Here is a 26940-nt window from a genome sequence, read left to right on the forward strand (position 1 = left end):
TAGGCCCAGCCGAATCCTGGCGCCCGCGGCGGTCCGGATAGGCTGTCGAGCGGTCGCGCGTGCGGAACCCGGTGCGAATCCGGGGCGGTCCCGCCACTGTGAGCGCTCGTGCATCAGCTGCACCCGAGGGCAAGTCAGGAACGCCACCGCGGCCGAGACCACCGGGCAGGCCGGTGGCGACCCTACGCACCCGGGGCGCGGACACCCCGGCGAGGAGCTGCTAGTCGATGGCCCGTATCGCCCTCCTGTCGACCTCTGACACCGATCTGCTGAGCGCTCGCGCGAGCGGCGCCGATTACCTGTGGGCCAACCCCGCCCGCACCGCTGCCCCCGCGCTCGATGACTGCGACATCGTCATCGCGCGCGTCCTCGGCGGCCCGCAGGACCTCGCTACCCTCCTGCCCGGGCTGCCCGATCTCGCGGTGCCGGTGGTCGTGCTGGGCGGCGAGCAGGCCCCGAGCGCCGAGCTGATGACGCTGTCGACCGCACCGCAAGGCGCGGTCTCGGAGGCCCACCGCTATCTCGCGTACGGTGGCGCGGCGAACCTCGAGAACCTGCACCGCTTCCTGTCCGACACCCTCCTGATGACCGGCGACGGGTTCGAGCCGCCGGCCGAGCTGCCCACCTGGGGCGTGCTCGACCGGCCCGCGCCCCCGGACGCCGATCGGCCGCGGGTCGGCGTGCTGTTCTACCGCGCGCAGTACGCCGCCGAGAACACCGCCTACGTGCACGCCCTCGCCGACGCGATCGACGCGGCCGGCGGCATTGGCGTCCCGATCCACGCGACCTCGCTGCGCGATGCCCCCGACGAGCTGCTGGAGTACCTCGGCACCCTCGACGCGCTGGTCACTACGGTCCTCGCGGCCGGCGGCACCCGGCCCGCGACGGCGTCCGCCGGCGGGGACGACGAGTCGTGGGACGTCGAAGCGCTCGCCAACCTCGACATCCCCATCCTGCAAGGGTTGTGCCTGACCTGGAGTCGCGAGTCGTGGAGCGAGTCGGACGACGGTATGTCCCCGCTGGACGTCGCCACCCAGGTGGCGGTCCCGGAGTTCGACGGGCGGCTGATCACCGTCGCCTTCTCCTTCAAGGAGACCGACTCCGACGGCCTGCCGCATTACGTACCCGATGCCGAGCGCTGCGCGCGCGTCGCGCAAATCGCGGTCAACCACGCGCGGCTCCGGCACATCCCGCCGGCCGAGCGCAAGATCGCCGTGGTGCTGTCGGCGTACCCCACCAAGCACTCCCGCATCGGCAACGCCGTCGGTCTCGATACTCCCGTGTCCACGATTCGGTTGCTGCGTGCGATGCGTGAGGCCGGCTACGACCTCGGCGCGCCGTGCACACTGCCCGGCGTCGATCCGCTGCCCCGGATCGACGGCGAGGAGCCCGACACCACCGCCGGCAACGCGCTGATCCACGCGCTGATCGAGGCCGGCGGCCAGGATCCCGAATGGCTCACCCAGCAGCAGGTCTCCGAGCACCAGGTGCGGATCCCCGCAGCGAGCTACCAGCAGTGGTTCGCCGCCCTGCCAGCGGATCTGCGCGAGGCGATGACCGACGCGTGGGGCGAGGCACCCGGCGAGCTGTTCGTCGACCGCAGCACCAACCCGGACGGCGAGATCGTCTCGGCCGCGCTCGTGTCGGGCAACGTCGTCCTGCTCGTCCAGCCGCCGCGAGGGTTCGGCGAGAACCCGATTGCGATCTATCACGACCCGGACCTCGCCCCGACCCACCACTATGTGGCTACCTACCAGTGGATCGAGCGGGAGTTCGGTGCGCACGCGGTCGTCCACGTCGGCAAGCACGGCAACCTCGAATGGCTGCCCGGCAAGAATCTCGCGCTGTCGGCGGGCTGCGGACCCGACGCGGCGCTGGGCAGTTTGCCGCTGATCTACCCCTTCCTGGTCAACGACCCCGGGGAAGGCACCCAGGCCAAGCGCCGCGCTCATGCGACCATCATCGACCACCTCGTGCCACCGATGGCCCGCGCCGAGTCGTACGGCGACATCGCGCGACTCGAGCAGCTGCTCGACGAGTACGGCAACGTCAGTGCGATGGACCCGGCGAAGGCACCCGCCCTGCGCGGTGAGATCTGGACGCTCATCCAGGCCGCCAAGATGGATCACGACCTCGGGCTCGAGCAGCGACCGGACGACGAGGCGTTCGACGAGTTCGTGATGCACGTCGACGGGTGGCTCTGCGAGATCAAGGACGTGCAGATCCGCGACGGGCTGCACGTGCTGGGCCAGGCGCCCGAGAGCGACGGCATGCTCAACCTGGTACTGGCGATGCTGCGCGCCAACCAGATGTTCGGCGGCACCACCGGCCACGTCCGCGGGCTGCGCTCGGCGCTCGGCCTGGAGGAGAACTCCTCGTCGAAGGCCGACACCGACGCTGCCGAGGAAACGGCTCGCGCGCTCGTCGTCGCGATGGCCGAGAATGCCTGGGACATGAGCAGAGTAGCGGACGTCGTCCGCTCGGTGCTCGGCGAGGCCAACGACGATGCCGCTGCCGCGCTCGAGTTCGCCTGCACCGAGATCGTGCCTCGGCTGCGGCGCACCGATCGGGAGATCGACATGGTGCTGCACGCGCTGGGCGGCGGATACATCCCCGCCGGCCCCTCCGGGTCGCCGCTGCGCGGCCTGGTCAACGTGCTGCCCACCGGACGCAACTTCTACTCCGTCGACCCCAAGGCGATCCCCTCCAGGCTGGCCTATCAGACCGGGTTGGCGATGGCCGAGTCGCTGCTGGAGCGATACCAGGAGGAGACCGGCGAGCTGCCGCGCTCGGTCGGTCTGTCGGCGTGGGGCACCTCGGCGATGCGCACCTCGGGTGACGACATCGGCGAGGTGCTCGCCCTCATGGGTGTCGTACCGGTCTGGGACGAGCAGTCCCGACGGGTCGTCGGGCTCGAGCCGATTCCGCTCGACGAGCTGGGCCGCCCGCGGATCGACGTCACGGTAAGGATCTCAGGCTTCTTCCGAGACGCCTTCCCGCACGTCATCGCGCTGCTGGACGATGCCGTCAAGCTGGTCAGTGAGCTCGACGAGCCCGACGAGATGAACTACGTGCGCGCCAACGCCCGCGCCGACCTCGCCGAGCACGGCGACGAGCGCCGCTCGCGGACGCGCATCTTCGGATCCAAGCCCGGCACCTATGGCGCAGGCGTCCTGCAGGTGGTCGAGTCGGGCAGCTGGCGCGATGACGCCGACCTGGCGGAGGTCTACACGCAGTGGGGCGGCTATGCCTACGGCCGCGATCTGGACGGGAGGCCGGCCCGCGAGGACATGCAGCGCAACTACGCCCGCATCCAGGTGGCGACCAAGAACGTCGACAACCGCGAATCCGACATCCTCGACTCCGATGACTACTTCCAGTACCACGGCGGGATGATCTCGACGGTGCGCGCGCTCACCGGCGCCGAGCCCAAGGCGTACGTCGGCGACTCGACCACCCCGGACGCGGTCAGGACCCGCACGCTGACCGAGGAAACCAACCGGATCTTCCGGGCCCGCGTCGTCAACCCACGCTGGATCGCGGCCATGCAGAAGCACGGCTACAAGGGCGCCTTCGAGCTCGCGGCGACCGTCGACTACCTGTTCGGATTCGACGCAACCGCTGGCGTCATTCCGGACTGGATGTATGAGAAGCTCGCGCAGGAGTATGTGCTCGACAAGGTCAATCAGGACTTCATGCGCAAGGCCAACCCATGGGCGCTGCGGGGGATCGTCGAGAAGCTCTCCGAAGCCGCCGACCGCGGCCTGTGGGAAACCCCCGATCCGCAGCTGATGACGGACATGCACGAGGTGTATCTGTCGGTCGAGGGCGACCTCGAGGAGTAGGAATGGACCCGCACACGCCCTTCGGCCCCATCCACCCTCACTACGGGCCCTCCCGCAGCTACCCACCCAGTGACCTCACGATCGCCCGGATCACCTCACATTCGCCAGATCATCGCACGACCTACCAGGAGCCCAGATGATCAGTCCTGAGATCCCCTCCCCCTCGACGAATGCAAGGGAGGAAGCACAGGCGCGGTTTGACGCGTTGGCGAAGCCGTTGGGGTCGCTGGGGCGGATCGAGGAGGTGGGAGCGTTCATCGCCGCTACCCAGGGAAAGTGCCCGCCAGATCCCCTCACGAACGTCCGCGCAGTCGTGCTTGCCGGGGATCATGCCGTCACCGCGTCGGGCGTCGCGGCCTATCCCTCAGCCGTCACGATCGCGATGGTGAACGAGATCGCGGCGGGGCGCGCGGGCGTCTCGGTGCTGGCCCGGCAGCACGACGTGTCGCTGCGCGTTCTCGATATCAGCGTGGACGTCGAGGCCGGCACCTTCGCCGACGGGATCGACGCTCACAAGCTCGCACGCTCGTGCCGCCCTATCGACACCGCCGACGCAATGACCGATGACGAGCTCGCGGCCGCTCTCGAGACTGGAGCCCGTATCACCACCGAGGAGGTCGCTGCCGGAGCCCAGCTGCTCATCGTCGGGGATCTCGGCATCGGCAACACCACGCCGAGCGCCGCACTGGTCGGGGCCCAGCTCGGCCTTCCGGCAGCTCAGGTCACCGGGCGCGGTGCCGGACTGGACGACGCGGCGTACGCCGGCAAGATCGAGGTCGTGCAGCGGATCATCGACCGCGTCGCCGATGACCAGAGCGCACAGGAGAGGCTGCGCAGGATCGGCTCACCGGACATCGCGGTCGGCGTCGGGATCATGATCGCGGCAGCGCGCGCCGGCGTACCGCTGCTGCTCGACGGCAACATCGCAACGACTGAGGCGCTCTACGCCGAGGCGCTCGCACCGGGTGTGCGCGCTTGGTGCCTGGCCGGGCACCGCAGTCCCGAGCCATCGCTCAGCCGTTCACTCGCCGCCTTGCAGATCACTCCGTTGCTCGATCTCGGGATGCGGCTCGGGGAGGGGTCCGGCGCGATCGCGGCCCTTCCGCTCGTGCGCTCGAGCGTGCTGCTGATGCGCGAGATGGCGTTACTCGCAGACGCGCTGGGGTGAGATGAGCGTCCCCGACCCCGTCCCCGACCCCGCCCGCGAGCCCGGCAGGACGTCCACGGGCGCGGGATCACTCGGCCCGGGGCTGCGGCTCGCGGTCGGGACCCTCACGATCCTCCCGGTCGGCGACATCCACCCGCTGCCACGCGGCGCCGGTCGGGTTGCGATGATCGCCGCACCGCTTGCCGTCGTCCCGATCGCCGCTGTGGCGGGGATCCTGCTGTGGCTCGCGTTGATGGCCGGCGCGCCGGCGCTGGTGAGCGCCGCGCTGTGCCTGGCTACGATCGCCGTGCTCACGCGGGCGATGCATCTGGACGGGCTCGCCGACACTATCGACGGGCTCGGTGGTGGCTGGACCAAGGACCGGGCGTTGGAGATCATGCGCAGCGGCGACGTCGGCCCGATGGGTGTGGCCGGGCTGGTGCTCACACTTCTCGCCCAAGCGAGCTCGCTCGCCGCGCTGACCGTGCTGCCCTGGGCGGGATTGCTCGCGGCCACGGCGATCTGCTCCTCCCGGACCGCCGCGACGATGCTGTGCAGCAGGCGCATCCCGACGGCGCGCGCCTCCGGGATGGGCGCCGTCGTCGCGCGTAGCGTGCCGGCGCCTGCGGTGATCGGCGTCGCCCTGATCGTCTCGGCGGCGCTTGCCGGCGCGGCCGCGGTGAGCGGTCTGGCGTGGTGGTGGGGTCTGGCCGCCGTTGGCGGGGTGATCGTCGTCCTGGGTATCTTCCTGGGCATGGTCCTACGCAAGATCGGCGGCATCACTGGTGACGTGATCGGCGGCGCCATCGAGCTCGCACTCACCGCGGTGCTCGTCGTGCTCGCGATCGGCGCAGCGGCATGAAGACCTTGGTGACCGGCGGGATTCGTTCGGGGAAGTCGCAGTACGCCGAGGGACTGATCGCGGACGCCGAGCAGGCGACCTATCTGGCAACCGGCGCCGTCCCCTCCGCGAGCGACCTGGAGTGGGGGGCCCGGGTCGATGCCCACCAGGCGCGTCGTCCGTCTGCGTGGACGACCGTTGAGACGCTGGATGTGCCGCGTTCCCTGCGCGAGGCGCCGGGCGTCGTTCTGCTCGACTCGGTCGGAAGCTGGCTCACCCGCCAGCTCGACGAGCTCGACCTGTGGGAGGACGCCGGAACCGACTGGCAGCGGCTGCTCGCCGGCCGGCTCGATGCCCTGGTCGGTGCGGTCGCTGCCGTCGAGCACGATCTGGTCGTGGTCACGGAGGAGGTCGGCCTGTCGCTGGTCAGCGAGCACCGAAGCGGCCGGATCTTCGCCGACTGGATCGGTACGGCGAACCAGCGGCTGGCCGCGGTGTGCGACCAGGTCGTCCTCCTCGTGGCGGGCTGTCCCCTGGTGATCAAGGACGCGGCGACACCAACGCGTAGACGTCCATGACCCAGCCGAGCTCTTCGCGCACCGCAGCGCGGGCCTGCTCGATCTCGGCGATCACGTCGGCCAGCCGGCCCGAGCGCAGCTGCTGCTGCGGCATCCCCACGCACGCACCCCAGTAGATCTGCAGGTCGGGCGCGCGCTGCACGAGCCCGCGGCAGGCCAGGTGACCGTCGAGCATGACCACCACGGTGCCCTGATCGGGGGACCAGTCCTCGACCAGGCGGCGCCCGGTCGTGATGTGCACCGGCCCGCCCACAGCGTTCAACGGGATCCCGTGCTCGGCGGCTAGCACCTGGATCGCCGATATACCGGCGATCACCCGCACATCGAGGTCCATCTGTCCCGCGATCTGGTCGACCATGCGGATGGTGCTGTCGTAGAAGGCAGGATCGCCCCACACCAGGAAGCCGACCGTCGCACCGTCGGGCATACCGCGGAACTCGTCGACGAGCCGGGCGACGCGGGCACTGTGCCAGGCGGCGACGCCGGCCCGATACTGATCGTCATCGCGTTCGGCGTCCGGGCCACGCTCCGGATCGGAGATCGTGCGCAGCTCCCACCTATCGTGCTCGATCACCTGCTCGCACAGCGACCGGCGCAGCTCGAGCAGCTCGCTCTTGCGCTCCCCTTTGTCGGGGACGAGGAACACGTCGACCTCGTTCATCGCCGCGATCGCCTCGCCCGTCAGGTGGGACGGTGACCCGAGGCCGACGCCGATGATATGCACGCGACGGGCCATCATGCTTCCTTTGCCAGTTGCAGAAGTAGGTCGAGATCGACGTGCCCGGTCACCTGGTCGGCCAGCTCGTCCAGCATCCGCTCGCGACGCGCGGCGAATCCTTCCGCCCCGGCCGCAGGGCTCCAGCTGGAGCCGCTCGCTGCCGCCACCTCCGACAGCCAGGCCCGCCGGAAGGCGTCGGACTCGAAGATGCCGTGCCAGATCGTGCCGTACGTCGCCCCGACTACCGCTCCACCGGGGAAGGAGCCGTCGTCCTCGACGATGCCGTGATGGATCTCGTAGCCGTCGACCGGCTGCCCAGCCCACGTTCCGCTGGGCCGGCCCAGCACCTTCTGCTCCTCGAAGCGGACCGTTCCAGGCAGCACGCCGATGCCGGGGACGCGCCCGGCTCTGCTCTCATGCGCATCGTCGATCGACTCGACCAGCATCTGGTACCCGCCGCAGATCCCGAGCACCGGCCGATGGCGCGCGGCACGGCGGCGGACGACGGCATCGAGCCCGCGCGTCCGCAGCCAGCCCAGATCGCTGACAGTCGCTCGTGAGCCGGGCAGCACCAGCAGATCGGCGCTCTCGCACTCCTCGGGATCGGTGCTGACGCTGACCTGCACCCCGGGTTCTGCGGCGAGCGCATCGACGTCGGTGGCGTTCGAGGTGCGGGGAAACCGCACGACCACCACGTTCAGCGCTCCCGAGGCTGCCTCAGCACCCCATCTCCCTACGGACAACGCATCCTCCGAGTCGATCCAGACGCCGTCGAGCCAGGGAATGACTCCGGCACAAGGCATCCCGGTACGGCGGGTGATCTCCTGCAGCCCAGGGTCAAGCACGGACTCGTCGCCGCGGAACTTGTTGATGACGTAGGCGCGAAGCATCGCCCGGTCGTCGTCGTCGAGCAGCGCCCAGGTGCCGTACAGCGCGGCGAGCACGCCCCCGCGGTCGATATCACCCACGAGTACGACCGGCAGGCCGAAGCGGCGGGCCAGCCCCAGATTCACATAGTCGCCGCGCCGCAGGTTGATCTCAGCCGGGGACCCGGCGCCCTCGGCGATCACGACATCGTGCGTGCCGGCGAGCTCGTCGTACGCCGCGAAGGCAGCCTCGGCCAGGTGCCCGCGTCCGGTCGCGTACTCACCCGCCATCAGCTCCCCTGCGGGCTTACCCCGCAGGACGATGAACGCGCGCCGGTCCGAGCCGGGCTTGAGCAGCACCGGGTTGTGGATGCTGGAGGGCTCCACCCCCGCCGCCTGCGCCTGCAGGTACTGGGCGCGGCCAATCTCCGAGCCGTCGCGGCAGACCATCGAGTTGTTCGACATGTTCTGCGCCTTGAACGGCGCCACCGACACCCCACGGCGAGCGAACGCGCGACACAGCGCCGCGGTGATCAGCGACTTGCCGGCGTCCGAGCTCGTCCCTGCGATCAACAGTCCTGCCACGGCGGTCGAGTCTACGCGGCAGGCTACGGTGGGCGACGTGCAAGAGGTGATCGTGCATCTGGTGCGCCATGGCCAGTCGACGTGGAATGTCGAGCGTCGCCTCCAGGGCCAGACGGCCCACCCGCCGCTGACCGACCGCGGCCGGGCGGACGCCGCACGCGCCGCCCGGCAGCTCGCTGCGCTCGTCGGCGATGAGCCGGTCTGCTTGGTTACCAGCGACCTGGAACGCGCCCGGCAAAGTGCGGCCATCATCGCCGATCGGCTGGGGGTCACCGCCGTCGAGGACGTGGCGCTTCGGGAGCAGCACCTCGGGGACATGCAGGGCCGCCTGACGAGCGAGTTGTCGGCACTCCCGGTGCCGGACGGACAGCACATCAGCGAGGTGCGCTGGGGTGGTGGCGAGTCGATCGCCGACGTCCACGCCCGGCTCACGCACTGGTTCGGACGCCAGCTGCGCATCGCACCGCAGCATCTCGTCGTCGTCACCCACGGCGACACCCTGCGCGTGGCGCGGGCGGTGCTGCACGGTCGCACGCACCGTGAGGTCGAGTGGGGCGTCGTCCCGAACGGCGCTGTCGTATCGGTGCGGGTCGGCTGAACCGGCGGCATACCTGCGAATCGGGGAGAATGTCAGGGATGCCGAGTCTCTCCCGCTGTCCCCGCCTATTCGCAGCAACGGCCATCGTCGGGCTCGCGCTGGCCGGGTGCACGTCGTCCGGCTCGGACACCACCGATGGACGAGGCACAGACGGGTCCCCGGAACCGACGAGCAACAGCGTCCTGCCGGGCCTCTGATCACCTCCAGCCAGGCGGCTATACCCCATGGGGTATGTGTGCAGGCGGTATAATCCATGGTCGGGCCGACCAGAAAGCGAGCAGGCATGTCGAAGGCATCGAAGAACCAGGCGCGGCTCATCGACAGCTCGGCTGTTGGTCGCGATGGATATGTGCGCGTGCGCCCGACCTGGAGAACCAGCCAGATCCACCAGATGGACGCCGGCGGCTTCGGACGGCAGATCGGTTGGCTGCTGGGCGCGATGATCACCGCGCCGATCATGCTGCTGGTAAGCAAAAACTTCGCGTTCTGGCAGATCCTGCTCGGCATTGCGATCGGCGCGATCCTCGGCGCACTCATCGGTCACGTGCTCGCCAAGGCGGTGTGGGGGCGGCTGAAGCACGAGATCGACGCGGTCAACCCCCGCCAGGTCATGTCCACTGAGGTCACACCGGGCTCGTGGATGATGACCCGCAACGACGGCACCAACCGAGCGATCCGCATCGAGTCGGTCGCCGAGCCCACCGAGGTCCCGCAGATCGGGAACCAGGCCACGCCGAGCGCGCACGTGCGCTTCCTGACCTCGACCGGACGCTACGTCATCATGCCGGCCGACCAGGAGGTCACGCTCGTCGAACTTGCTGAGGACGTCGACCTGCCCCCGGCCAAGCCCCTCGCCTGAGGAACTACTAGGTGACCGCGTCCTTCGCGGCGAGCATCGCGATCTTCGCCTCCCGGCGGGCGGTCTTCGCGGCATGCTGAGCCTCGCGCCGGGCGGTCTTGGCTGCGTGCCGGGCCTCCCGCCGGGTGAGGCTGGCAGTGCGTCCCACGCTGTCTCCGGCCAGTTTCGCGCGGTAGAGCAGCCCGGGCTTGCCCTCGGTGTCGACCAGCGTCATCACCAGGCCCGCCAGAAGGCCCGCGTTCTTCACGAACTGGCTCAAGTGCTTGGCGCGCTCGTCCGGATCGGTGTGCTCCCAGAACGAGTGTCCGGCAATCGTCGTGGGCACGAGTGTGGCGGCCAGGACGGCGGCCGACGGCTTGCGCAGCACGCCGGTGGCGAGCCCGGCACCGGCTGCGAGCATCGCGGCGCCGTTGGCGGTGACCAGCAGCTGCGGATCATTCGGCAGGCCGGTCGATTCGGAGATCTTGGCGACGATCGGGCGTGCGGTGCTCGCCGCCTTCTCGCTGTTGGAGAGCTGGTTGATGCCGTCGTAGATGAACGGTGCAGCCAGCAACGGGCGGGCCAGAGCGCGGACGAGTCCCATGCTTGTCTCCTAGGTTGGCGGTCGGTCGAGTACTACCCCTCGAACGTATCCCAACCCCGCTATGACCCGTCGTGGCGGTGATGGCGGGCAGCCCCCCGCGCGCCCATACGAGCCGCCTCGTCGCGGTCCCTGCGCCGGCGGGGGGGGGGGCGTCGTCCGGCGGAGGCGAAAAACAAACCGGCAACCAGAAGCGCGAGGCCGATCCAGATCAGGATCGATACCTCGAAGCCCATGCTGCGCACGGTCGTTGCGATCGTTCTCACGGCACGCCTCTGTAAGGATCTTGTAAACAACCTCCAGGCTACCCACCCCGGAGCGCCCGGCGACAGGGGTTAGCCCGCAGAACCAAGGTCGTGTGGCTGGCGGGCCGGTTCGCCGAGGTCAACCTCGTCACGCACCACGACGCCCGGCCCGTGGTGGTGGTGGGCGACCCGCATCACGAATAGAAATGTGCCGCCGACCCATTCGCAAGCTCGGGGTCGGCGGCACTTTTGGCGGTGGCGGTGGGATTTGAACCCACGGAGGGGTTGCCTCACACGATTTCGAGTCGTGCTCCTTCGGCCGCTCGGACACGCCACCGTTGACCAGGGTACGGCATCCGCGCAACGTGAGGCGAGGCGGTATCGGGCCGTCAGTCGCGGCGCAGATCAAAGAACTCCCGCATCACCCCGGCGCACTCGGCACCCAATGACTCAGGCAGGTCCCACGGCCCGAGCACTTCCGGACGGTGGTTCAGTCTCGGGTCGCGGACGACGTCCCACAGCGACACCACCGCGCCGGTCTTGGGCTCGAGGGCCCCAAAGACGATCCGCTCGACCCGGGCCAGCACCGCCGCGCCGGCGCACATCGTGCACGGCTCGATCGTCACCACGAGGGTGTGCCCGTCGAGGCGCCACTCACCCGCCCGACGCGCCGCAGCGCGCAGCGCCAGGATCTCCGCGTGCGCCGTCGGGTCGTGATCCCGCTCGCGGGCATTGCCGCCCCGGCCGACGATCCGGCCATCAGGGGTCGTCACGACCGCCCCGATCGGGATGTCACCGTGCTGGGTGGCCGCTCGCGCCTCTCCCAAGGCGACCCGCATCGCGGCGTCGTACGGCGTGCTCATCCGCCCACCATACGGGCGCCAAGCCGGGCCGTAGGCTGTCGGCATGCGCACCCAAGGCCCCGTCGCGATCATCGGTCTCGGACTCATTGGCGGGTCGCTGGCGCTGCGGCTGCGCCGGGAGGATCAGCAGGTATGGGCGCACGCCCGATCGCCCGAGACCCGCAGCGCCGCCGAGCAGCACGGGATCAGGGCGTACGCCGACCTTCCCGAGATGCTCACAGCTCTCCCCGAGGGTGCGACCCTGGTGATCGCCACCCCAATGGAGCCCGCTCTTGCGTCGCTGCCGAAGATCGCTGAGCACACCGGGGAGGGTGTCACCGTCACCGACGTCGTGTCGGTCAAGGGCCCGCTAGTCGCGGCAGCCAGGGAGGCTGGGCTCGCGCACCGGTTCGTCGGCGCGCACCCGATGGCCGGTACGGCAGAGTCCGGCTTCGACGCAGCCGACCCCGACCTGCTGACCGGGGCGACCTGGGTGATCACGCTGGATCAGGACACCGACCTGCAGCGGTGGGCTCAGGTGTGCGACCTCGCTCTGCAGGCCGGCGGGCGCGTCGTCCCGGCCGACAGCGAGTGGCACGATCACGCGGCGGCCTGGATCAGTCATCTCCCGCACGTGCTCGCCGAGCTGCTGGCCTCCAACGTCGAGCCGCGGAGCCTGCTCGGTTCGCTCGCCGCCGGCTCCTACCGCGACGCGACCCGGGTGGCCCTCACCCGCCCGGAGCTGGTCGAGGCGATGCTCGTGGGCAACCGGCGAATGCTCACCGAGGCCCTGGAGAGCCTCCTGGACCAGCTCGAGCAGGCGACCCTCGGGGTGCGGGACGGCGACGTGCGGACGCTGCTCGAACGGGGGCACGCCAACCGCACCGAGTGGGAACAGCGACGCACCGAGACGGGCCCGGGCACGCGGTGCGAGCTATCCCTGGCATCGCCCGACATCCGCCAGCGACTGCTGGATCTGGGCGCGGCCGGCGGATTTGTTCTTTCCCATGAAAGCGGCAGGCTGACTGCACTAACCTGAGTCCAGCATCGACCCACCCGCTGGCACAGCCCAACGCCCGCCGTCCTGCAAGTGAGGCAGCATGGAATTCAACAGAGACGCGCGCATCGACACGTCTCAGATCGATGACGCACGCGGTCGCGGCGGCGGTGGCGGTGGTGGCTTCGGCTTCCCAGGCGGTGGCGGTGGACGGATGCCGATCCCGCTCCCCGGTGGCGCGGGCGGCAGCATGGGATGCCTCGGCGTCGTCGGCCTGATCATCTTCTTGATCATGCAGTTCTTCATGAGCGGAAGCGGTGGTGGCGGAGGCGGCGCGAGCTTCCCGCAGGACAACGGCAGCGGCGTCCCGGTCAACAACTTCAGCGCCGGCGACACGGGCGTCGACATCGAGTCGTGCAACTCCGACCCGAACGCGCTCGACCGCGACGACTGTCGCCTCGCCCTGATCATCAACAGCGTGAACGCCTTCTGGAAGCAGTACCTGCCCGAGGCCACGCCGCAGCAGATCCAGTACCGCACCGCCGTGACCCAGCTGTTCAGCGAGGGGACGGTCACCGGCTGCGGCCAGGCGACTTCCGCGGTCGGGCCGTTCTACTGCCCGAACGACGAGAAGATCTACATCGACATGTCATTCTTCGACACCCAGCTGCAGCAGCTCGGCGCCGAGAACACCACCTTCGTCCAGGCGTACGTTGTCGCGCACGAGTACGGGCACCACCTGCAGAACATCCTCGGCGTCCTCCAGCAGGGTCAGCAGATGGACCAGTCCGGCCCCAACTCCGGCGCCGTGCGCGTCGAGCTGATGGCCGACTGCCTGGCGGGCGTGTGGACCCACCACGCCACCGGCACCACCGACGAGTCGGGCGTGAAGATCATCAACTCGATCACCGACGAGGACATCCAGTCCGGCTTGAACGCCGCATCGTCGATCGGTGATGACCACATCCAGGAGCAGACGCAAGGCCAGGTCAACCCCGAGTCGTTCACGCACGGCACCTCCCAGCAGCGCTACAACTGGTTCAAGAAGGGCATCGACTCCGGCGAGCTCGGCCAGTGCGACACCTTCTCCGGCGGCATCTAGAACGTTCGGCCTCACGTTGAAAGGAGCCCGCATGGGCGCCCTCAAGAGCTACCTCGCCGAGTTCATCGGCACCATGGTCCTGGTGATCGGCGGCGTGGGAACCGCGGTGATCGCAGGCGACCAGGTCGGTTACCTCGGCATCGCCCTGGCCTTCGGCCTGACGCTGGTCTTCCTGGTCTACGCGATCGGACCGATCTCCGGCTGCCACGTCAACCCGGCAGTCACCCTGGGCCTGCTGGCCACGGGCAAGATCGCACTGAAGGACGCCATCGCGTACGTCGTCGCGCAGTTCCTGGGCGGCATCGCGGGCGCGGCGATCGTGTTCGGCATCGCGCACGGCAACCCGACGTACACCCGCTCCATCGACGGCCTCGGCGCGAACGGCTACGGCACCGGCAGCCCCGACGGGTACAGCCTCGCGTCGTCCTTCGGCGCCGAGATCGTGCTGACCTTCCTGCTGGTGTTCGTCGTCCTCGCCGCGACCGACCGGATCGGCACCGCGGCGCTCGCCGGCCTGGCGATCGGTACCACGCTGATCATCTGCCACCTCGTGGGCATCCCGATCACCGGCACCTCGGTGAACCCGGCCCGCTCGCTCGGCCCGGCGTTGTTCGCCGGCGGAGACGCGCTGAGCCAGTTGTGGCTGTTCCTGGTCGCCCCCGCCATCGGCGGAGTGATCGGCGCACTCGTCTACAACATCCTCTTCGGTCAGGACAAGGTCGGCTACGAGGGCGAGCTGAACGTCGACGGTCGAGAGGACGGCGATCCGCTCGACCGCACACCCGGCACTCGGGACGCCCGGCACGACGCGCTTTCGACGGCCGGCCGGGATGGCGCGGTCGATCCGTCGGCGCGCACCGACGACGCGCGGTAGCCGGGCCACGGTCTCCGCGGAGGGCGCGGCCTCCTGCGAGGGCGCGCCCTCCCGTCATGTCTGCGTAGCGTCCCGCCGACGAGTCAACCGTTCTACGAGCCGGTCGGGGAAGGTTCCGGCGGTCTCGAGCACAACGCGGCAGCGTGCATCGTCCTGGCGCGGAAACCCGCGGTAGCGGCCTCGGGTGTCGCAGATCGTTGCTCCCCTGCTGGGCCCGTCGGTGCAGTCGATCTCGACCCTGATGACGGGTGCGAGCATCGGCAGGACGTCGCCGACGGCGATCGCCGCAGCCAACGCGTCATGGCACGGGGAGCTGCGCTCGGTGTACGAGTCGGCGTGGAAGAACTCGAAGTAGAAGTCGGTGATCGCCGCGACGAAGCGGGCTGCCGGTTGGTCGCTGGCGGCTAGCGCAGCGCGGTGTCGCTCCGTGACCACCTCGCGCATCGTCACATCGAGCGGCACGAGCGTGATCGGCCAGTCGGCGCTCAGCACCGCGTGGGCTGCCTCTGGGTCGTGCAGGATGTTGGCCTCGGCTGCTGCTGTCTGGTTGCCTGGCGCGTCGGCCGCGCCGCCCATCACGGTCACCCCGGCGACGAGGGCTGGCAGGTCTGGTTCGATGCCGAGGGCGAGCGCCAGATTCGTCAACGGCCCGGTAGCGAGGATGTGCAGCTCGCCGGGCCTTGCGCGAGCGGCGTGCACGATCAGCTCGGCCGCACTGCGCGAATCCAGCGGTCGCTCGGAGGCAGGAAGCCCGACGCCGCCTAGACCATCCTCACCGTGCACGTGTGGCGCAAGCTCGGGGATGTCTCCGCGCAGACTCCGCGAGGCCCCAACGGCGACCGGTATCGCGTCTGCATCCACAAGGTCGAGAACTCGTAGGCAGTTGGCCGCAGCAGCCGGCGCCGTCGTATTACCGAAAACTGTCGATATAGACGCAATCTCGGCACGCTCGTCGAGCAGCAGGTACAGGAGGGCCATCGCGTCGTCCACTCCGGTATCGCAGTCGACGTGTAGCACCCGGGCATCAGCAATCCTCACGGCAGCCATCCTTTCAGGCGCCCGGCTCAGCACGAGCGACCGGAGCGGGAGCTCCCGACGAGCGCGGAGTGAAGACCTCGGCACCTTCTCACGCGGTCACCGAGGTGCCCGGTTGCCGATCGGTAGTCTGGCGCATGATCCCTCCGCCGTTCCCTCCTTTCGCAGGGCAGGGTGGAGCCCCCACGAGTGGAAGGAGCAGCGGCATGCGGCACATCGGTGAGAGCCTCGGCGGCAAGCGGGTCTTGATCACCCAAGCCAGCGAGTTCATGGGCCCCGTTCTGGTCGAGGCGTTCAAGTCGTACGGCGCCGACGTCGTCGTCGACGAGCGCGTGCTCGACAGCGGCCTCGCCGGCGAGGAGGTCGCCACCGCCGCAGGTGAGGTCGACGTCCTGATCGCCAACCTCGGCGTCCCGGCGCCCAGCACCAAGGCACACGAGATCGGCGACGACGAGTTCCGGTACGCCTTCGCGCACATCGTCGATCCGCTGCCCGGCCTGTTCCGCGGCGTGCTGCCAGGGATGCTCGAGCGCCGCCGCGGCAAGATCGTCGTGATGGGCAGCGCGCAGGCGCTACGGAGCCAGAAGCGGGTCGCCACCTACGCCGCGGCGCGCAGCGCGCAAGCCGGGTTTGTCCGCGCCGCCGGGATCGAGGCTGCGCCGTCCAACGTGCAGATCAACATGATCGCGCAGAACTTCATCGAGAACCCGATGTACTACGGACCTGAGGTCCAGGCGAACCCAGCCTTCCAAGAGCGGCTGCGGCGCGAGGTTCCCGCGGGGCGTCTCGGCACTCCCGAGGAGGACGCGCAGTTCGCCGTGTTCCTCGCCTCCGACGAGGTGGGCTTCTTCGCCGGGCAGTCCATCTCTTTCTCCGGCGGCTGGGCAACCTGACGAACGACGTCCCCACCGCCGTCCTGCTCGGCTTCCAGGTTCTCGCGAGCTTCATGGGAGTTTTCGGGTTCGCGGTGGTCTTCAACTGACCGGCGCTGGTCGCCTTGGCCGCCCCCGGCGAATGAGGTGGCCGTTCGCGAGGCCAGCAGGAACGAGAACGGGCGAGCCCTCGCGGACTCGCCCGTTCTTCACATGATGCGCGGCTACAAAGTGCGGGCTCAAAGGGATTCGAACCCCTGACCTTCGGTTCCGTAGACCGACGCTCTATCCAGCTGAGCTATGAGCCCTCGTGCGGCTTCCCGCGAAGTGCGTTGTCCAGTATGGCATATCGCGCGAGGCCGCGGCGATGTGTTTTGGCACACCGCCCCCGCGGAGGATGCGGGACCCCGTCCGTTCGTCGCTCCTACGTCGCGTCGAACGTCCTCCTCAAATCCCGGACTCCGCTTCGCGGAGGATGCGGGATTTGAACCCGCGAGGGGCGAGTAGCCCCAACCGCATTAGCAGTGCGGCGCCATAGACCGGACTAGGCGAATCCTCCGTGCCGACATCCGAGGGACGCCTGCAACGTTCAAGGGTACAGGCCGCCGATCGCGCCCTGCAAAGCGGCCGCGCTGGGCCTCGTGGCGGCCTCAGAAGAAAAGCTGGTAGCCGACGAAGGCGACGATGTCGAGCAGCCAGTGTGCGATCACGAGCGGCAGGACGCGGCCCTCCTTGTGGAAGAACCACGCGAACACGATTCCCATCACCACGTTGCCGATGAACCCGCCGAAGCCCTGATACAGGTGGTATGCGCCGCGGAGCACCGCGGACGCCGCGATCACCGCCGGCAGCGTCCAGCTGAGCTGTCGCAGCCTCGTCATCAGGAACCCGACAACGATGACCTCCTCGACGATCGAGTTCTCCAGCGCGGCCATGATCAGCACCGGCACGGCCCACCAGTGCTCGTTCAGCCCGCTGGGCGCGACCGTCGTGTTGAACCCGAGGTGCTGAGCCAGGAAGTAGAAGCCCAGCCCCGGGAGGCCGATGACCGCCGCCAGGACCGCGCCCCAGCCGAGGTCGGTCCACGCCGTACGCCGCGAGAGGTCCAGGCCGAGCCGCTGCCACACGGACCGGCGTCCGTCGGCGTCCTGAGAACAGTGGTCGGGTCCCACAGAGCGTGGCGCGCTGCCGCCGGCGAACCGATCTCGCGAAAGCAGATAGAGCGCCAGCGCGACCGGGATGAGCGCGAAGAAGATGCCGCTGAGCTGGTAGGTCAAATCCAGCAGCGGTCGTTCGGACTGGGCGCGATTGAGCGTGGTGGTCTGCTGCGCGAGCGGTGTCGAGTCGGTCAGCTTGGCGATGATGCTGATGATCGAGTAGATCGCCGACTGCCCGAGCGACAGCCCCAGAACGATCCAGATCTCGCGCCGGTGGTCACGAATCGTCGTACCGTCGTCCGGGGCAGAGATTGAGCTCACGACCGCGATTCTGCCCGGAGTGCGTCCTGCGGGGCAGTGGAGCGCGCTATCGGGCGATTAGCGTGCCCACCGCCCCGCAGGAGGCATATGCGGAGGGTATGGGATTTGAACCCATGAGGAGTCTCCCCCTGCGCGCTTTCAAGGCGCGTGCACTCGGCCACTATGCGAACCCTCCAGAGGTGCGTCATCTAGTCTCGCACGACCGGCCGCAACGACTCGGGCGGGCGTGCCGCGAGGCACACCCGCCCGAGTCGCACGAATCGGCAGGACTACGAAGACGTGGATCCGCCGAGGACCTCGGCGCTGCACTCCTGGTCGATCGCCGACATCTCGTCGACGTCGTCGTCGGTGCCCTTGGCGGTCGACCCGTCCTCGATGATGTTGTTCAGACCGGTTCGAGAGATCTTGTCGACCATCTTGGGTGCGGCGCAGTCGGCGTACGCCTTGGCCTGCTCCGGCGTCGCCCCCTGCTTCTCCAGCATCTCGACGACCGCCCCGTGGACCTCGGACTCGCTGGGCTTGCTGCACCCGGCCAGGGCTAGCGCGGGAATGCAGCACATCGCGACCGCGGCGAACTTCTTCATACGCATACTTCGATCTCTTTCCTTCAAGCCATAGGCGCACGGCGGCCCAGGGTGCCCTAGGCCTTTCTCACACCGAACACACTAGCGGTAGCCGGAGCTTGACCCGCTCGCTCGGCAAGATGTCGCCCAACGGCTACGTGATCGTCACCTATCCACACGGGTGTGATGTCTGACCAGGCCCATACCGCCGGGTAACAGCGACCTTACGATGGACGGTGATAGTTCCCCTCCCGAGAAACGAGGAACCCGTGGTCTTCAAGTCGACCTATCCAGACATCGAGATCCCCCGCCTGACCGTCGCCGAGATGGCGCTGCGAAAGGCTGACACGGTTCCCGACAAGACGGCGCTGGTCGACGCGGCCTCCGGAGACAAGCTGACCTACGGGCAGCTGAAGACCTACGCCGAGCGGGTCGCCGCCTGGCTCGCCGACCAGGGTTACCGCAAGGGCGACCGCATCATGCTCTGGGCACCGAACATCATTTGGTACCCGGTTCTCTTCCACGGCGTCACGATGGCCGGCTGCGTGGCCACCACCGCGAACTCGCTCTACACCGCTGACGAGATCGCCCACCAGCTGAAGGACTCCGACGCCAAGGCGATCATCACCATCTCCGCCTTCCTGGACCGCGCCAAGGGTGCGACCGCGCAGCAGCCGGTCGACCAGATCGTCGTGCTGGACGGCGCAGAAGGTCACACCGACCTGATGACGATCCTCGGCAATACCGCTCCGGTCCCACAGGTAGACATCGACCCCGCGACCGACCTCGCGGTACTGCCCTACTCGTCAGGCACGACCGGCTTGCCGAAGGGCGTCATGCTGACCCACGAGAACCTGGTCGCCAACGTCGTGCAGTGCCAGCAGATGATGACCACGATGGGCGAGCAATCCGTGGTGCTCGCGGTGCTGCCGTTCTTCCACATCTACGGCCTGACGGTACTGATGAATTTCACCCTCTCGCAGGGCGCCGAGGTCGTCACGATGACTCGGTTCGACCTCGAGGCCTTCCTGCAGGCGGTACAGGACCACAAGGTCACCAAGATCTACGTCGCACCGCCGATCCTCGTGGGATTGACCAAGCACCCGATCGTCGACGAGTACGACCTGTCGTCGCTAGTGTCAATCACCTCGGGCGCTGCGCCTCTCGACGAGAGCCTGGCCCTGGCCGCCGAGGCGCGTCTCGGCGTCCCGGTCATGCAGGGCTTCGGCATGACCGAGCTTTCGCCGGTGTCACATACCGTTCCCGACCCGCTGGCAGGTCAGCTGCCCCGTGGCTCGGTAGGCATCTCGCTGCCGAATATCCTGTGCCGCCTCGTCGACCCGGTCACCGGACAGGACGCCGAGCTCGGCGCCGAGGGCGAGCTGTGGGTGAAGGGCCCGAACGTGATGGCCGGCTACCTCAACAACGAAGCCGCGACCGCCGAGACGATCGTCGAGGACGGCTGGCTGCGCACCGGCGACATCGCCTCGTACGACCCGCAGAACGGCGTGTACATGATCACCGACCGCCTGAAGGAGCTCATCAAGTACAAGGGCTACCAGGTGGCGCCGGCAGAGCTCGAGGCCGTGCTGCTCACTCACGACGAGATCGTCGACAGCGCGGTCATCGGTGTCCCTGACGAGGAGGGTGGCGAGGCACCCAAGGCGTACGTCGTACGCGCCCCCAACAGCTCGCTGACCGAGGAGGACCTCAAGACCTGGGTGGCCGGCGTCGTCGCGCCGCACAAGAAGATCCGGCACGTGGAGTTCGTCGACGAGGTACCGAAGTCCTCGTCCGGCAAGATCCTGCGCAAGGACCTCCGCGCCCGGCACGCGGGAAAGTAGCCGCGGCTCCTCCCGCTCGTCGCACGCGCTCGGGGCCGACGGACTAGGGTTGGCCGCATGAAGGCAATCGTCGTGAACGAGCCGGGAGGGCCCGAGGCTCTCGTCTGGGGCGAGGCCCCGGACCCCACCTGCGCCCCCGACGAGGTGGTGCTGAAGATCGAGGCAGCTGGCGTCAACCGCGCCGATGTCATGCAGCGCAAGGGCTTCTATCCCCCGCCGAAGGGCATCACCGAGATCATCGGTCTCGAAGCCGCCGGCACCATCGTCGAGGTCGGTGACGAGGTGACCGACTGGACGGCCGGTGACCAGGTGTGCGCCCTGCTGTCGGGCGGCGGGTACGCCGAGAAGGTGAACGTTCCCGCCGTCCAGCTGCTGCCGCTGCCCTCGGGGCTCAGCATGGCCGAGGGCGCCGCGCTGACCGAGGTGGTCTGCACGGTCTGGTCGAACCTGTGGGCGCCGTTCTCCACCGGGCGGGTGCAGCCCGAGGAAACCTTGCTCGTGCACGGCGGGTCATCGGGCATCGGCACCATGGCGATCCAGCTGGCCAAGGCGAAGGGCAACCCGATCGTCGTCACGGTCGGAACCGACGAGAAGGCCCGGTTCTGCCGGGATCTCGGCGCGGAGACGATCAACTACAAGGATGAGGACTTCGTCGAGCGGGCCCGCGAGATGACGGCCGGCCGTGGGGTTGACGTCATCCTCGACAACATGGGCGCGAAGTACCTCGACCGCAACATCGACGCCGTTGCCCCTGATGGCCGAATCGTGACGATTGGCATGCAGGGCGGCAATACCGCAGAACTGAAGATCGGGAAGTTGCTGGGCAAGCGGGTCAGCTACAGCGCGACCAGCCTGCGGGGGCGCCCCGTGCACGGCCCGAACGGCAAGGCCGCTGTCGTCGCCGGGGTGACCGAGGACGTCTGGCCGCTCATCAGCTCAGGCGAGGTCAAACCGATCGTCGACAGCACCATGCCGATGAGCGAGGCAGCGAAGGCGCACGAGCGCATGGAGTCATCCGAGCACATCGGCAAGATCATCCTCACGAACTAGAACCCTTACAGAACAGGCCAACTAGTAGTCATGACTGACGAGATCCAGCCCACGGAAACCGCTGCCGAAAAACAGTCCGACAGTGAAGCGCCCCCTTCCGACGAGCAGAAGACCCGCCGCGTCGTCGTGGTCGGCCCCGACGGGCAGCCCATCGGCCAGGTCGATATCGCGGCGGACCAGCAGGGCTCCGAGGACGACGAGAAGTCCGTGACCGACATGGTCGAGCAGCCCGCGAAGGTGATGCGGATCGGCACGATGGTCAAGCAGCTGCTCGAGGAGGTGCTTTCAGCGCCGCGGGACGACGCCTCCCGCCAGCGGCTCAAGGAGATCTACCGCCGCTCGATCACCGAGCTCGAGGACGGTCTCGCCCCCGAGCTGCAGGAGGAGCTCGCACGGCTCTCCCTGCCGTTCACGGACGACGACGCACCCTCGGACGCCGAGCTGCGGATCGCCCAGGCCCAGCTGGTCGGCTGGCTGGAGGGCTTGTTCCACGGCATCCAGACTGCGCTGTTCGCGCAGCAGATGGCCTCGCGCGTCGCACTCGAGCAGATGCGCGGCGGCGGTGGCCCGGCCGCGCTCCCGCCCGGCATGGGGCGGATGATGCCGCCGCAGCAGAACCCTGGCGACGACCACGCCTCCGGCCAGTCCCTGTAAGCCCTAGGTCACCACGTCTCGGCGTCCCTCGTTCCTCGGTCGCTCGCTGGTACTGAGCAACGGCGACGAAGGAGCCGGAGTCGAAGTGACGACCGTGTAAACGACGACCATGCCTCCGGCCAGTACCTGTAAGCCCTAGGTCACCACGTCTCGGCGTCCCTCGTTCCTCGGTCGCTCGCTGGTACTGAGCAACGGCGACGAAGGAGCCGGAGCCGAAGTGACGACCGTGTAAACGACGACCATGCCTCCGGCCAGTATCTCTAGGATCTTCCCTCTCGCCTCGGCTCAAGCGATGAGGGACTCGAGATAGGCGGCGGTGCCGTCGTCCGCGATGTGCCCGATGATTCGGTCCGCGCGCGCCTTCGCGTCGTCGTTGCCGTTCTCGGGAACGATCGCCGTGCCCGCCCACTCGAGCATCTCGAGGTCGTTGGTCATGTCCCCCATGCACACGACGTCCTCGACGGCGATCCCCCACCGGTGCGCGAGCGCGGCGCACGCGCTGGCCTTGGTGACGCCGAGCGCCGTCATCTCGACCAGCCCACTGTCCTCGCTGGACCACGCGATCTCAACCCGGCCTGCGGCGATCGGCTCGAGGAGAGCACCGATCTCGCTGCTGCGCATGTCACGGTCCACCGCCCAGATCTTCGCTGCAGGGAACAGCCCGAAGTCGCCGACCTCGAGGGCTTCCTGGCCGAAGTCGTAGACCTCGATCTGTCGTGGCTCGGAGTACATCGACCGGGGATTCGGCGTGATCCGTGACAGTCCGAGGTGCAGGCCGGGATACTGGCGCGCTACCTCGTGCGCCATCTCACCGACCACACCCGCCTCGATCAGCTCGCAGGCGAGCACGTGGTCGTTGCCGGCGTCGTAGGTAAGCGCCCCGTTGTCGCAGATCGCGATGCCGTCGTAGCCGTGATCGAGCACCGGGGCGAGCAGTCCCGCCGTCCGGCCGGTGGCGACGGCGAACTGGATGCCGGCCGCGCGCACCGCCTGGATCGCCGCCCATGTGCGCTGCGAGACGACTCCGCGGTTGGCGATCGTGCCATCGATGTCGCTGATGATCAGCTTCGGCGTACTCACGACTCCCCGTGTCCCCCCGATCTTGGAATGAAGTGATCGCTGAGCGTTCCAGCATCCCGGGATTGAGCAAAGCCGAAATCCGGGAAGAGATCGGCGATGTAGCGGGTGATGCCGTAGTCGCAGGACGCCGGCGCGAGGTCGTCGGCGGCGGCGAGGACGTCGGGGTGACCGTCGGCCATCGCGACCGCCCGGCCGGACCACTCGAACATCGGCAGGTCGTTGGGCATGTCGCCGAAGCAGAGCACGTCGGCGTGGTCGATCCCGAACCGGTCGCAGATGTACTTCACGCCCGCGGCCTTGCTGACATCGGGCGGGGAGATCTCGACGAACCCGATGCCCGAGTGGGTCACGTAGGCGAGATCCTCCGGCACAAAGGACTTGATCAGCGCGGTCAGCTCGTCGATCGGGTGCCGCTGCGACTCGACGAACACCTTCAGCACCTCGTCGCTCACGACGTCCTCGACGTCGACGTTGATCGACTCATCCATCGAGTAGGGCCACACGAACCCGTGCTCCAGCCGCAGCGGCAGCTCGAAGTCGGCGCCGTCCTCCGCGCCGATGCGGACGTCGTCGACGTGCTCTCGCACCTGCTCGAGGATGCTCAGCGCGAGCTCGCCGCTCATCGACTCCCGATGGAGCAGGGTGCGGCCGTCGTAGACGATTCCGCCCTGACCCATGATCAGCAGCCCCTCCTCGCCGATCTCCGATCGGGTGAGGTCGAGCAGCCGCGGGCCCCGACCGGTCACCGGCACCATCGGGATCCCGCGCGCCTCGAGCCAGTCACGCGTGGCCCGGTGCTCGGGTGACAGGCCATGCCCATGGCAGATATAGGTGCCATCCAGGTCGGTAGCGACGAGCTTGGGCTGCCAGCCTGGTTGCCGCGCAGCCTCCTTGTGCGGCCGCATCACAGCGGCTTGGCGGAGATGACCTCGAGGCCACCAAGGAACGGTCGGATGGCCTCAGGCACACGTACCGAGCCGTCCTCCTGCTGGTGGACGTCGAGCAGTGCCGCGATCGTCCGCGTCACCGCGCAGAGGGTGCCATTCAGCGTCGCCGCGATCTGCGGCCTTCCATCCTCGTCGCGGTAGCGGATGTTCAGCCGACGGGCCTGGTAGGTCGTGCAGTTGGACGTCGAGGTCAGCTCGCGGTATCGCTGCTGGGACGGGAACCAGACCTCGCAGTCGAACTTCCGCGCAGCAGAGGATCCGAGGTCGCCGGCGGCGACGTCAATGACCCGGAACGGCAGCTCGAGCTTGCCCAGGAACTCTTTCTGCCACTCCAGCAGCCGCTGGTGCTCAGCCTCGGCATCCTCGGGCGTGCAGTAGACGAACATCTCGACCTTGTCGAACCAGTGCACCCGGAACACGCCCTTGGTGTCCTTGCCATACGACCCGGCCTCGCGGCGGAAGCACGACGAGAACCCGGCGTACCGCGTCGGTCCGGCGGAAAGGTCGATGATCTCGTCGGAGTGGTAACCGGCCAGCGCCACCTCCGAGGTGCCCACGAGGTAGAGGTCGTCGTTCTCGAGGTGGTAGACCTCATCGGCGTGCGCGCCGAGGAATCCAGTGCCCTCCATCGACTCGGGCCGCACCAGCGACGGCGCGATCATCGGGATGAGGCCGTACGATGCCGCCTGCGCCATCGCCATGTTCACCAGCGCCAGTTCCAGCTGCGCGCCGATCCCGGTCAGGAAGTAGAAGCGGGCTCCGGAGACCTTCGCGCCCCGCGGGAGGTCGAACACCCCGAGGGTGTGGCCGAGCTCGTCGTGATCCTTCGGCGCGAACCCGAAGGACGGGATCTCGCCGACCCTCTCGAGCTCGACGAAGTCGTCCTCGCCTCCGGCGGGAACGCCGTCGATGATCAGGTTGTGCACCTCGGCGTGGGCCGCGCGCAGATCGGCCGCGGCCTGGTTGGCGGCCGACTCGGCGGCCTTCACGTCGGCCGCGAGCTCCTTGGCCCGCGACAGCAGCGCGGGGCGTTCCTCGGCGGTCGCCTTCTTGACCGCCTGGCCGGCCTGCTTCTGCTCGGCGCGCAACGACTCGTAGGCCGACAGCGCCGTTCGCCGCGCCTCGTCGGCGTCCTTCAGCTCATCGGCGGTGGCGGGGTCGATGCCGCGAGCCTGCTGGCTCGCGCGCACCCGCTCGAGGTCGTCGCGTACTACCCGAAGATCGATCACGTGGCGATTCTATTCGGCCCGGTGTGCCTCGTTCCTCGCGTAGCCTGTTGCGCGTGAAGTTCCTCAACGACCTCCAGCCGACCCTGGACCTCACCTATAGCGACGTGTTCATGGTCCCGCGGCGTTCGTCGGTGTCATCACGCCTCGACGTCGACCTGACGACGCCCGACGAGGTGGGCACCACCATCCCGATCGCGGTCGCAAACATGACCGCTGTCGCCGGACGGCGGATGGCCGAGACCGTCGCGCGACGCGGCGGCATCGCGATCCTGCCGCAGGACATAGCGCTGGACGCCGTCCGGGAGATGGTCAGCGAGGTCAAGCAGAGCCACCCGGTGTTCGAGACCCCCGTGACCGTTGCGCCGAACGACGCTGTCACCACGGTGCTGTCGCTGCTGGGCAAGCGCGCTCATGGCGTGGCCGTGGTGATCGACGACGGCAAGCCGGTCGGCATCGTCAACGAGCGGGACTGCGTCGAGGTCGACCGGTTCACCCGCGTCGGCGACGTGATGACGACCAGCATCGTGACGGTCGACAAGGACGCCGATCTCTCCCAGGCCTTCGAGACGATGACTCGCGGCCACCTGCCTCTGGTGCCGGTGCTCGACGGCGATCAGCTCGTCGGCGTCCTAACGCGCAAGGGCGTGCTGCGCTCGGCGATCTACCAGCCGGCCCTCGATCCGCAGGGCAAGCTCATGGTCGGTGGCGCGATCGGGATCAACGGCGACATCAAGGGCAAGGCGGCCGAGCTGCTGTCGATCGGCGTCGACGTCCTCGTGGCTGACACCGCGCACGGTCATCAGGAGAAGATGGTCGAGGTGCTGCCGCAGATCGTGGCTGCGCGCGACGACCATGCAAACAGGACGGGCCGCCAGATCCCTGTCGTAGCAGGCAATGTGGTCACGCCGGATGGCGTCAGCGATCTCGTGAACGCTGGCGCCGACATCCTCAAGGTCGGCGTTGGCCCGGGCGCGATGTGCACGACTCGCATGATGACTGGTGTCGGCCGTCCGCAGTTCTCAGCAGTGCTCGAGTGTGCGCAGGCGGCAAGCGACCTCGGTGCGCACGTCTGGGCGGACGGCGGAGTGAAGTATCCGCGCGACGTGGCCCTCGCGCTCGCTGCCGGCGCGGCGAGCGTCATGGTCGGGTCGTGGTTCGCCGGGACCTACGAGTCCGCCGGCGACCTGGTCGTGGACGTCGACGGCCGGCTCTACAAGGAGAGCTTCGGCATGGCCTCGGCCCGCGCGGTCCGCAGCCGCACCAAGGACCAGTCGGCCTTCGATCGTGCGAGATCCGCCCTGTTCGAGGAGGGCATCAGCCACTCGCGCATGTACCTCGATCCGCAGCGGCCCGGGGTGGAGGACCTGCTCGACCAGATCGTGGCCGGCGTCCGCTCATCGTTCACCTATGCCGGCGCACGCACGATCACCGAGTTCCGCGAGCTCGCCGTCGTCGGCTTGCAGAGCAGCGCCGGGTACGACGAAGGTCGACCGCACACCACCTCCTGGTAG

Annotated in this window: 24 protein-coding genes, 4 tRNA genes and 1 riboswitch; of the genes, 14 read left to right on the top strand and 14 right to left on the bottom strand. The window is 68.6% G+C overall.

Annotation, left to right across the window (positions count from 1 at the left end; all coding sequences use genetic code 11):
* Positions 1-33 precede the first annotated feature (33 nt).
* Positions 34-163: riboswitch (cobalamin riboswitch) on the top strand.
* 64 nt (positions 164-227) lie between these two features.
* The 4 genes from cobN (at position 228) to DAA40_RS07210 (ending at position 6411) form a co-directional block, all read left to right on the top strand.
* Positions 228-3845, top strand: a complete 3618-nt coding sequence (gene cobN, locus DAA40_RS07195; RefSeq protein ID WP_106848937.1) for a cobaltochelatase subunit CobN — start codon at positions 228-230, stop codon at positions 3843-3845.
* A gap of 136 nt (positions 3846-3981) precedes the next feature.
* The gene (gene cobT / locus DAA40_RS07200) at positions 3982-5013 is read left to right on the top strand and encodes a nicotinate-nucleotide--dimethylbenzimidazole phosphoribosyltransferase (RefSeq protein WP_106848938.1); all 1032 of its coding nucleotides are present in this window, start codon (positions 3982-3984) and stop codon (positions 5011-5013) included.
* A gap of 1 nt (position 5014) precedes the next feature.
* Complete coding sequence (locus DAA40_RS07205; protein WP_106848939.1) at positions 5015-5854, top strand: adenosylcobinamide-GDP ribazoletransferase; 840 nt, start codon at positions 5015-5017, stop codon at positions 5852-5854.
* Positions 5851-6411, top strand: coding sequence for a bifunctional adenosylcobinamide kinase/adenosylcobinamide-phosphate guanylyltransferase (locus DAA40_RS07210; protein WP_106848940.1), 561 nt, complete (start codon positions 5851-5853; stop codon positions 6409-6411). The genes DAA40_RS07205 and DAA40_RS07210 overlap by 4 nt, the downstream gene beginning before the upstream one ends.
* Here DAA40_RS07210 and cobF read toward each other — a convergent pair.
* Together cobF and DAA40_RS07220 are read right to left on the bottom strand one after the other, a co-directional pair.
* Positions 6374-7135 carry a precorrin-6A synthase (deacetylating) gene (gene cobF / locus DAA40_RS07215; protein ID WP_199849568.1) on the bottom strand — a complete coding sequence of 254 codons (762 nt, stop codon included), beginning with the start codon at positions 7133-7135 and terminating at the stop codon, positions 6374-6376. The genes DAA40_RS07210 and cobF overlap by 38 nt on opposite strands.
* 11 nt (positions 7136-7146) lie before the next feature.
* Positions 7147-8580, bottom strand: coding sequence for a cobyric acid synthase (locus DAA40_RS07220; protein ID WP_106848942.1), 1434 nt, complete (start codon positions 8578-8580; stop codon positions 7147-7149).
* Positions 8581-8617: 37 nt separating this feature from the next.
* Between DAA40_RS07220 and DAA40_RS07225 the strand changes: the two genes are divergently transcribed.
* Both DAA40_RS07225 and DAA40_RS07230 read left to right on the top strand, forming a co-directional pair.
* Positions 8618-9178, top strand: coding sequence for a histidine phosphatase family protein (locus DAA40_RS07225; RefSeq protein WP_106849314.1), 561 nt, complete (start codon positions 8618-8620; stop codon positions 9176-9178).
* 283 nt (positions 9179-9461) lie between these two features.
* On the top strand, positions 9462-10037 hold the full coding sequence (locus DAA40_RS07230) for a hypothetical protein (RefSeq protein WP_106848943.1): 576 nt from the start codon (positions 9462-9464) through the stop codon (positions 10035-10037).
* 7 nt (positions 10038-10044) lie between these two features.
* Here DAA40_RS07230 and DAA40_RS07235 read toward each other — a convergent pair whose 3' ends face one another.
* The 3 genes from DAA40_RS07235 to DAA40_RS07250 all read right to left on the bottom strand — a co-directional run bounded on the left by DAA40_RS07235 (position 10045) and on the right by DAA40_RS07250 (position 11725).
* Complete coding sequence (locus DAA40_RS07235; protein ID WP_106848944.1) at positions 10045-10620, bottom strand: DoxX family membrane protein; 576 nt, start codon at positions 10618-10620, stop codon at positions 10045-10047.
* A gap of 492 nt (positions 10621-11112) precedes the next feature.
* A tRNA-Ser gene (locus DAA40_RS07245) sits at positions 11113-11199 on the bottom strand.
* A gap of 52 nt (positions 11200-11251) precedes the next feature.
* A complete protein-coding gene (locus DAA40_RS07250) occupies positions 11252-11725 on the bottom strand; it encodes a nucleoside deaminase (protein WP_234356263.1) in 474 nt (157 codons plus the stop codon).
* Between the two features lie 43 nt (positions 11726-11768).
* Between DAA40_RS07250 and DAA40_RS07255 the strand changes: the two genes are divergently transcribed.
* From DAA40_RS07255 to DAA40_RS07265, 3 genes are all read left to right on the top strand, one after another.
* Entirely contained in the window at positions 11769-12743 is a 975-nt protein-coding gene (locus tag DAA40_RS07255) for a prephenate dehydrogenase/arogenate dehydrogenase family protein (protein WP_106848946.1), read from the top strand.
* Positions 12744-12804: 61 nt separating this feature from the next.
* Complete coding sequence (locus DAA40_RS07260) at positions 12805-13803, top strand: neutral zinc metallopeptidase (protein ID WP_106848947.1); 999 nt, start codon at positions 12805-12807, stop codon at positions 13801-13803.
* A gap of 31 nt (positions 13804-13834) precedes the next feature.
* Positions 13835-14677, top strand: a complete 843-nt coding sequence (locus DAA40_RS07265) for an MIP family channel protein (RefSeq protein WP_106848948.1) — start codon at positions 13835-13837, stop codon at positions 14675-14677.
* Positions 14678-14731: 54 nt separating this feature from the next.
* Here DAA40_RS07265 and DAA40_RS07270 read toward each other — a convergent pair whose 3' ends face one another.
* Positions 14732-15715 carry a nucleoside hydrolase gene (locus DAA40_RS07270; protein ID WP_199849569.1) on the bottom strand — a complete coding sequence of 328 codons (984 nt, stop codon included), beginning with the start codon at positions 15713-15715 and terminating at the stop codon, positions 14732-14734.
* Between the two features lie 203 nt (positions 15716-15918).
* On the opposite strand from DAA40_RS07270, the gene DAA40_RS07275 reads away from it, so the two are divergent.
* Entirely contained in the window at positions 15919-16605 is a 687-nt protein-coding gene (locus DAA40_RS07275) for an SDR family NAD(P)-dependent oxidoreductase (protein WP_106848950.1), read from the top strand.
* 213 nt (positions 16606-16818) lie between these two features.
* On the opposite strand, the gene DAA40_RS07280 is transcribed toward DAA40_RS07275, so the two are convergent.
* From DAA40_RS07280 to DAA40_RS07300, 5 genes are all read right to left on the bottom strand, one after another.
* Positions 16819-16892 (bottom strand) — tRNA-Arg (locus tag DAA40_RS07280).
* Between the two features lie 161 nt (positions 16893-17053).
* Positions 17054-17143 (bottom strand) — tRNA-Ser (locus tag DAA40_RS07285).
* A gap of 91 nt (positions 17144-17234) precedes the next feature.
* Positions 17235-18062: a CPBP family intramembrane glutamic endopeptidase gene (locus DAA40_RS07290; RefSeq protein WP_199849570.1), complete on the bottom strand. Its 828-nt coding sequence runs from the start codon at positions 18060-18062 to the stop codon at positions 17235-17237.
* A gap of 90 nt (positions 18063-18152) precedes the next feature.
* Positions 18153-18237 (bottom strand) — tRNA-Ser (locus DAA40_RS07295).
* Between the two features lie 94 nt (positions 18238-18331).
* Positions 18332-18652 carry a hypothetical protein gene (locus DAA40_RS07300; RefSeq protein WP_158716291.1) on the bottom strand — a complete coding sequence of 107 codons (321 nt, stop codon included), beginning with the start codon at positions 18650-18652 and terminating at the stop codon, positions 18332-18334.
* Between the two features lie 242 nt (positions 18653-18894).
* Here DAA40_RS07300 and DAA40_RS07305 point away from each other — a divergent pair, with 242 nt between their 5' ends.
* Genes DAA40_RS07305 through DAA40_RS07315 form a run of 3 tightly spaced genes read left to right on the top strand, consistent with a single transcriptional unit; the run spans position 18895 to position 22173 of the window.
* Positions 18895-20469 carry an AMP-binding protein gene (locus DAA40_RS07305; RefSeq protein WP_106848952.1) on the top strand — a complete coding sequence of 525 codons (1575 nt, stop codon included), beginning with the start codon at positions 18895-18897 and terminating at the stop codon, positions 20467-20469.
* Positions 20470-20526: 57 nt separating this feature from the next.
* Positions 20527-21519 carry an NAD(P)H-quinone oxidoreductase gene (locus tag DAA40_RS07310; protein ID WP_106848953.1) on the top strand — a complete coding sequence of 331 codons (993 nt, stop codon included), beginning with the start codon at positions 20527-20529 and terminating at the stop codon, positions 21517-21519.
* A gap of 30 nt (positions 21520-21549) precedes the next feature.
* Complete coding sequence (locus DAA40_RS07315; RefSeq protein WP_106848954.1) at positions 21550-22173, top strand: bacterial proteasome activator family protein; 624 nt, start codon at positions 21550-21552, stop codon at positions 22171-22173.
* A gap of 285 nt (positions 22174-22458) precedes the next feature.
* Here DAA40_RS07315 and DAA40_RS07320 read toward each other — a convergent pair whose 3' ends face one another.
* The 3 genes from DAA40_RS07320 to serS are packed head-to-tail and all read right to left on the bottom strand — an operon-like array spanning position 22459 to position 25429.
* Positions 22459-23253 (bottom strand): HAD-IIB family hydrolase, encoded by a 795-nt coding sequence (locus tag DAA40_RS07320; protein ID WP_158716292.1) that lies wholly within the window; start codon positions 23251-23253, stop codon positions 22459-22461.
* The gene (locus tag DAA40_RS07325; protein WP_106848956.1) at positions 23250-24158 is read right to left on the bottom strand and encodes an HAD family hydrolase; all 909 of its coding nucleotides are present in this window, start codon (positions 24156-24158) and stop codon (positions 23250-23252) included. The genes DAA40_RS07320 and DAA40_RS07325 overlap by 4 nt, the downstream gene beginning before the upstream one ends.
* The gene (serS, locus tag DAA40_RS07330) at positions 24158-25429 is read right to left on the bottom strand and encodes a serine--tRNA ligase (RefSeq protein ID WP_106848957.1); all 1272 of its coding nucleotides are present in this window, start codon (positions 25427-25429) and stop codon (positions 24158-24160) included. The genes DAA40_RS07325 and serS overlap by 1 nt, the downstream gene beginning before the upstream one ends.
* A 53-nt stretch (positions 25430-25482) precedes the next feature.
* Here serS and DAA40_RS07335 point away from each other — a divergent pair, with 53 nt between their 5' ends.
* Positions 25483-26940 (top strand): GuaB1 family IMP dehydrogenase-related protein, encoded by a 1458-nt coding sequence (locus DAA40_RS07335; protein WP_106848958.1) that lies wholly within the window; start codon positions 25483-25485, stop codon positions 26938-26940.

Origin of the sequence: Blastococcus sp. Marseille-P5729 (assembly GCF_900292035.1) — a bacterium.
In the GTDB taxonomy this organism is placed as follows: Bacteria; Actinomycetota; Actinomycetes; order Mycobacteriales; family Antricoccaceae; genus Cumulibacter.

What these genes read in the sequence shown, in the direction of transcription:
- cobN (WP_106848937.1), top strand. Translation starts at nt 228, where the DNA reads ATGGCCCGTATCGCCCTCCTGTCGACCTCTGACACCGATCTGCTGAGC.
- DAA40_RS07275 (WP_106848950.1), top strand. Translation starts at nt 15,919, where the DNA reads ATGCGGCACATCGGTGAGAGCCTCGGCGGCAAGCGGGTCTTGATCACC.
- DAA40_RS07325 (WP_106848956.1), bottom strand. Translation starts at nt 24,158, where the DNA reads ATGCGGCCGCACAAGGAGGCTGCGCGGCAACCAGGCTGGCAGCCCAAG.
- DAA40_RS07310 (WP_106848953.1), top strand. Translation starts at nt 20,527, where the DNA reads ATGAAGGCAATCGTCGTGAACGAGCCGGGAGGGCCCGAGGCTCTCGTC.
- DAA40_RS07260 (WP_106848947.1), top strand. Translation starts at nt 12,805, where the DNA reads ATGGAATTCAACAGAGACGCGCGCATCGACACGTCTCAGATCGATGAC.
- cobT (WP_106848938.1), top strand. Translation starts at nt 3,982, where the DNA reads ATGATCAGTCCTGAGATCCCCTCCCCCTCGACGAATGCAAGGGAGGAA.
- DAA40_RS07230 (WP_106848943.1), top strand. Translation starts at nt 9,462, where the DNA reads ATGTCGAAGGCATCGAAGAACCAGGCGCGGCTCATCGACAGCTCGGCT.
- DAA40_RS07210 (WP_106848940.1), top strand. Translation starts at nt 5,851, where the DNA reads ATGAAGACCTTGGTGACCGGCGGGATTCGTTCGGGGAAGTCGCAGTAC.
- DAA40_RS07300 (WP_158716291.1), bottom strand. Translation starts at nt 18,652, where the DNA reads ATGCGTATGAAGAAGTTCGCCGCGGTCGCGATGTGCTGCATTCCCGCG.
- DAA40_RS07250 (WP_234356263.1), bottom strand. Translation starts at nt 11,725, where the DNA reads ATGAGCACGCCGTACGACGCCGCGATGCGGGTCGCCTTGGGAGAGGCG.
- DAA40_RS07315 (WP_106848954.1), top strand. Translation starts at nt 21,550, where the DNA reads ATGACTGACGAGATCCAGCCCACGGAAACCGCTGCCGAAAAACAGTCC.
- DAA40_RS07255 (WP_106848946.1), top strand. Translation starts at nt 11,769, where the DNA reads ATGCGCACCCAAGGCCCCGTCGCGATCATCGGTCTCGGACTCATTGGC.
- DAA40_RS07265 (WP_106848948.1), top strand. Translation starts at nt 13,835, where the DNA reads ATGGGCGCCCTCAAGAGCTACCTCGCCGAGTTCATCGGCACCATGGTC.
- DAA40_RS07205 (WP_106848939.1), top strand. Translation starts at nt 5,015, where the DNA reads ATGAGCGTCCCCGACCCCGTCCCCGACCCCGCCCGCGAGCCCGGCAGG.
- DAA40_RS07235 (WP_106848944.1), bottom strand. Translation starts at nt 10,620, where the DNA reads ATGGGACTCGTCCGCGCTCTGGCCCGCCCGTTGCTGGCTGCACCGTTC.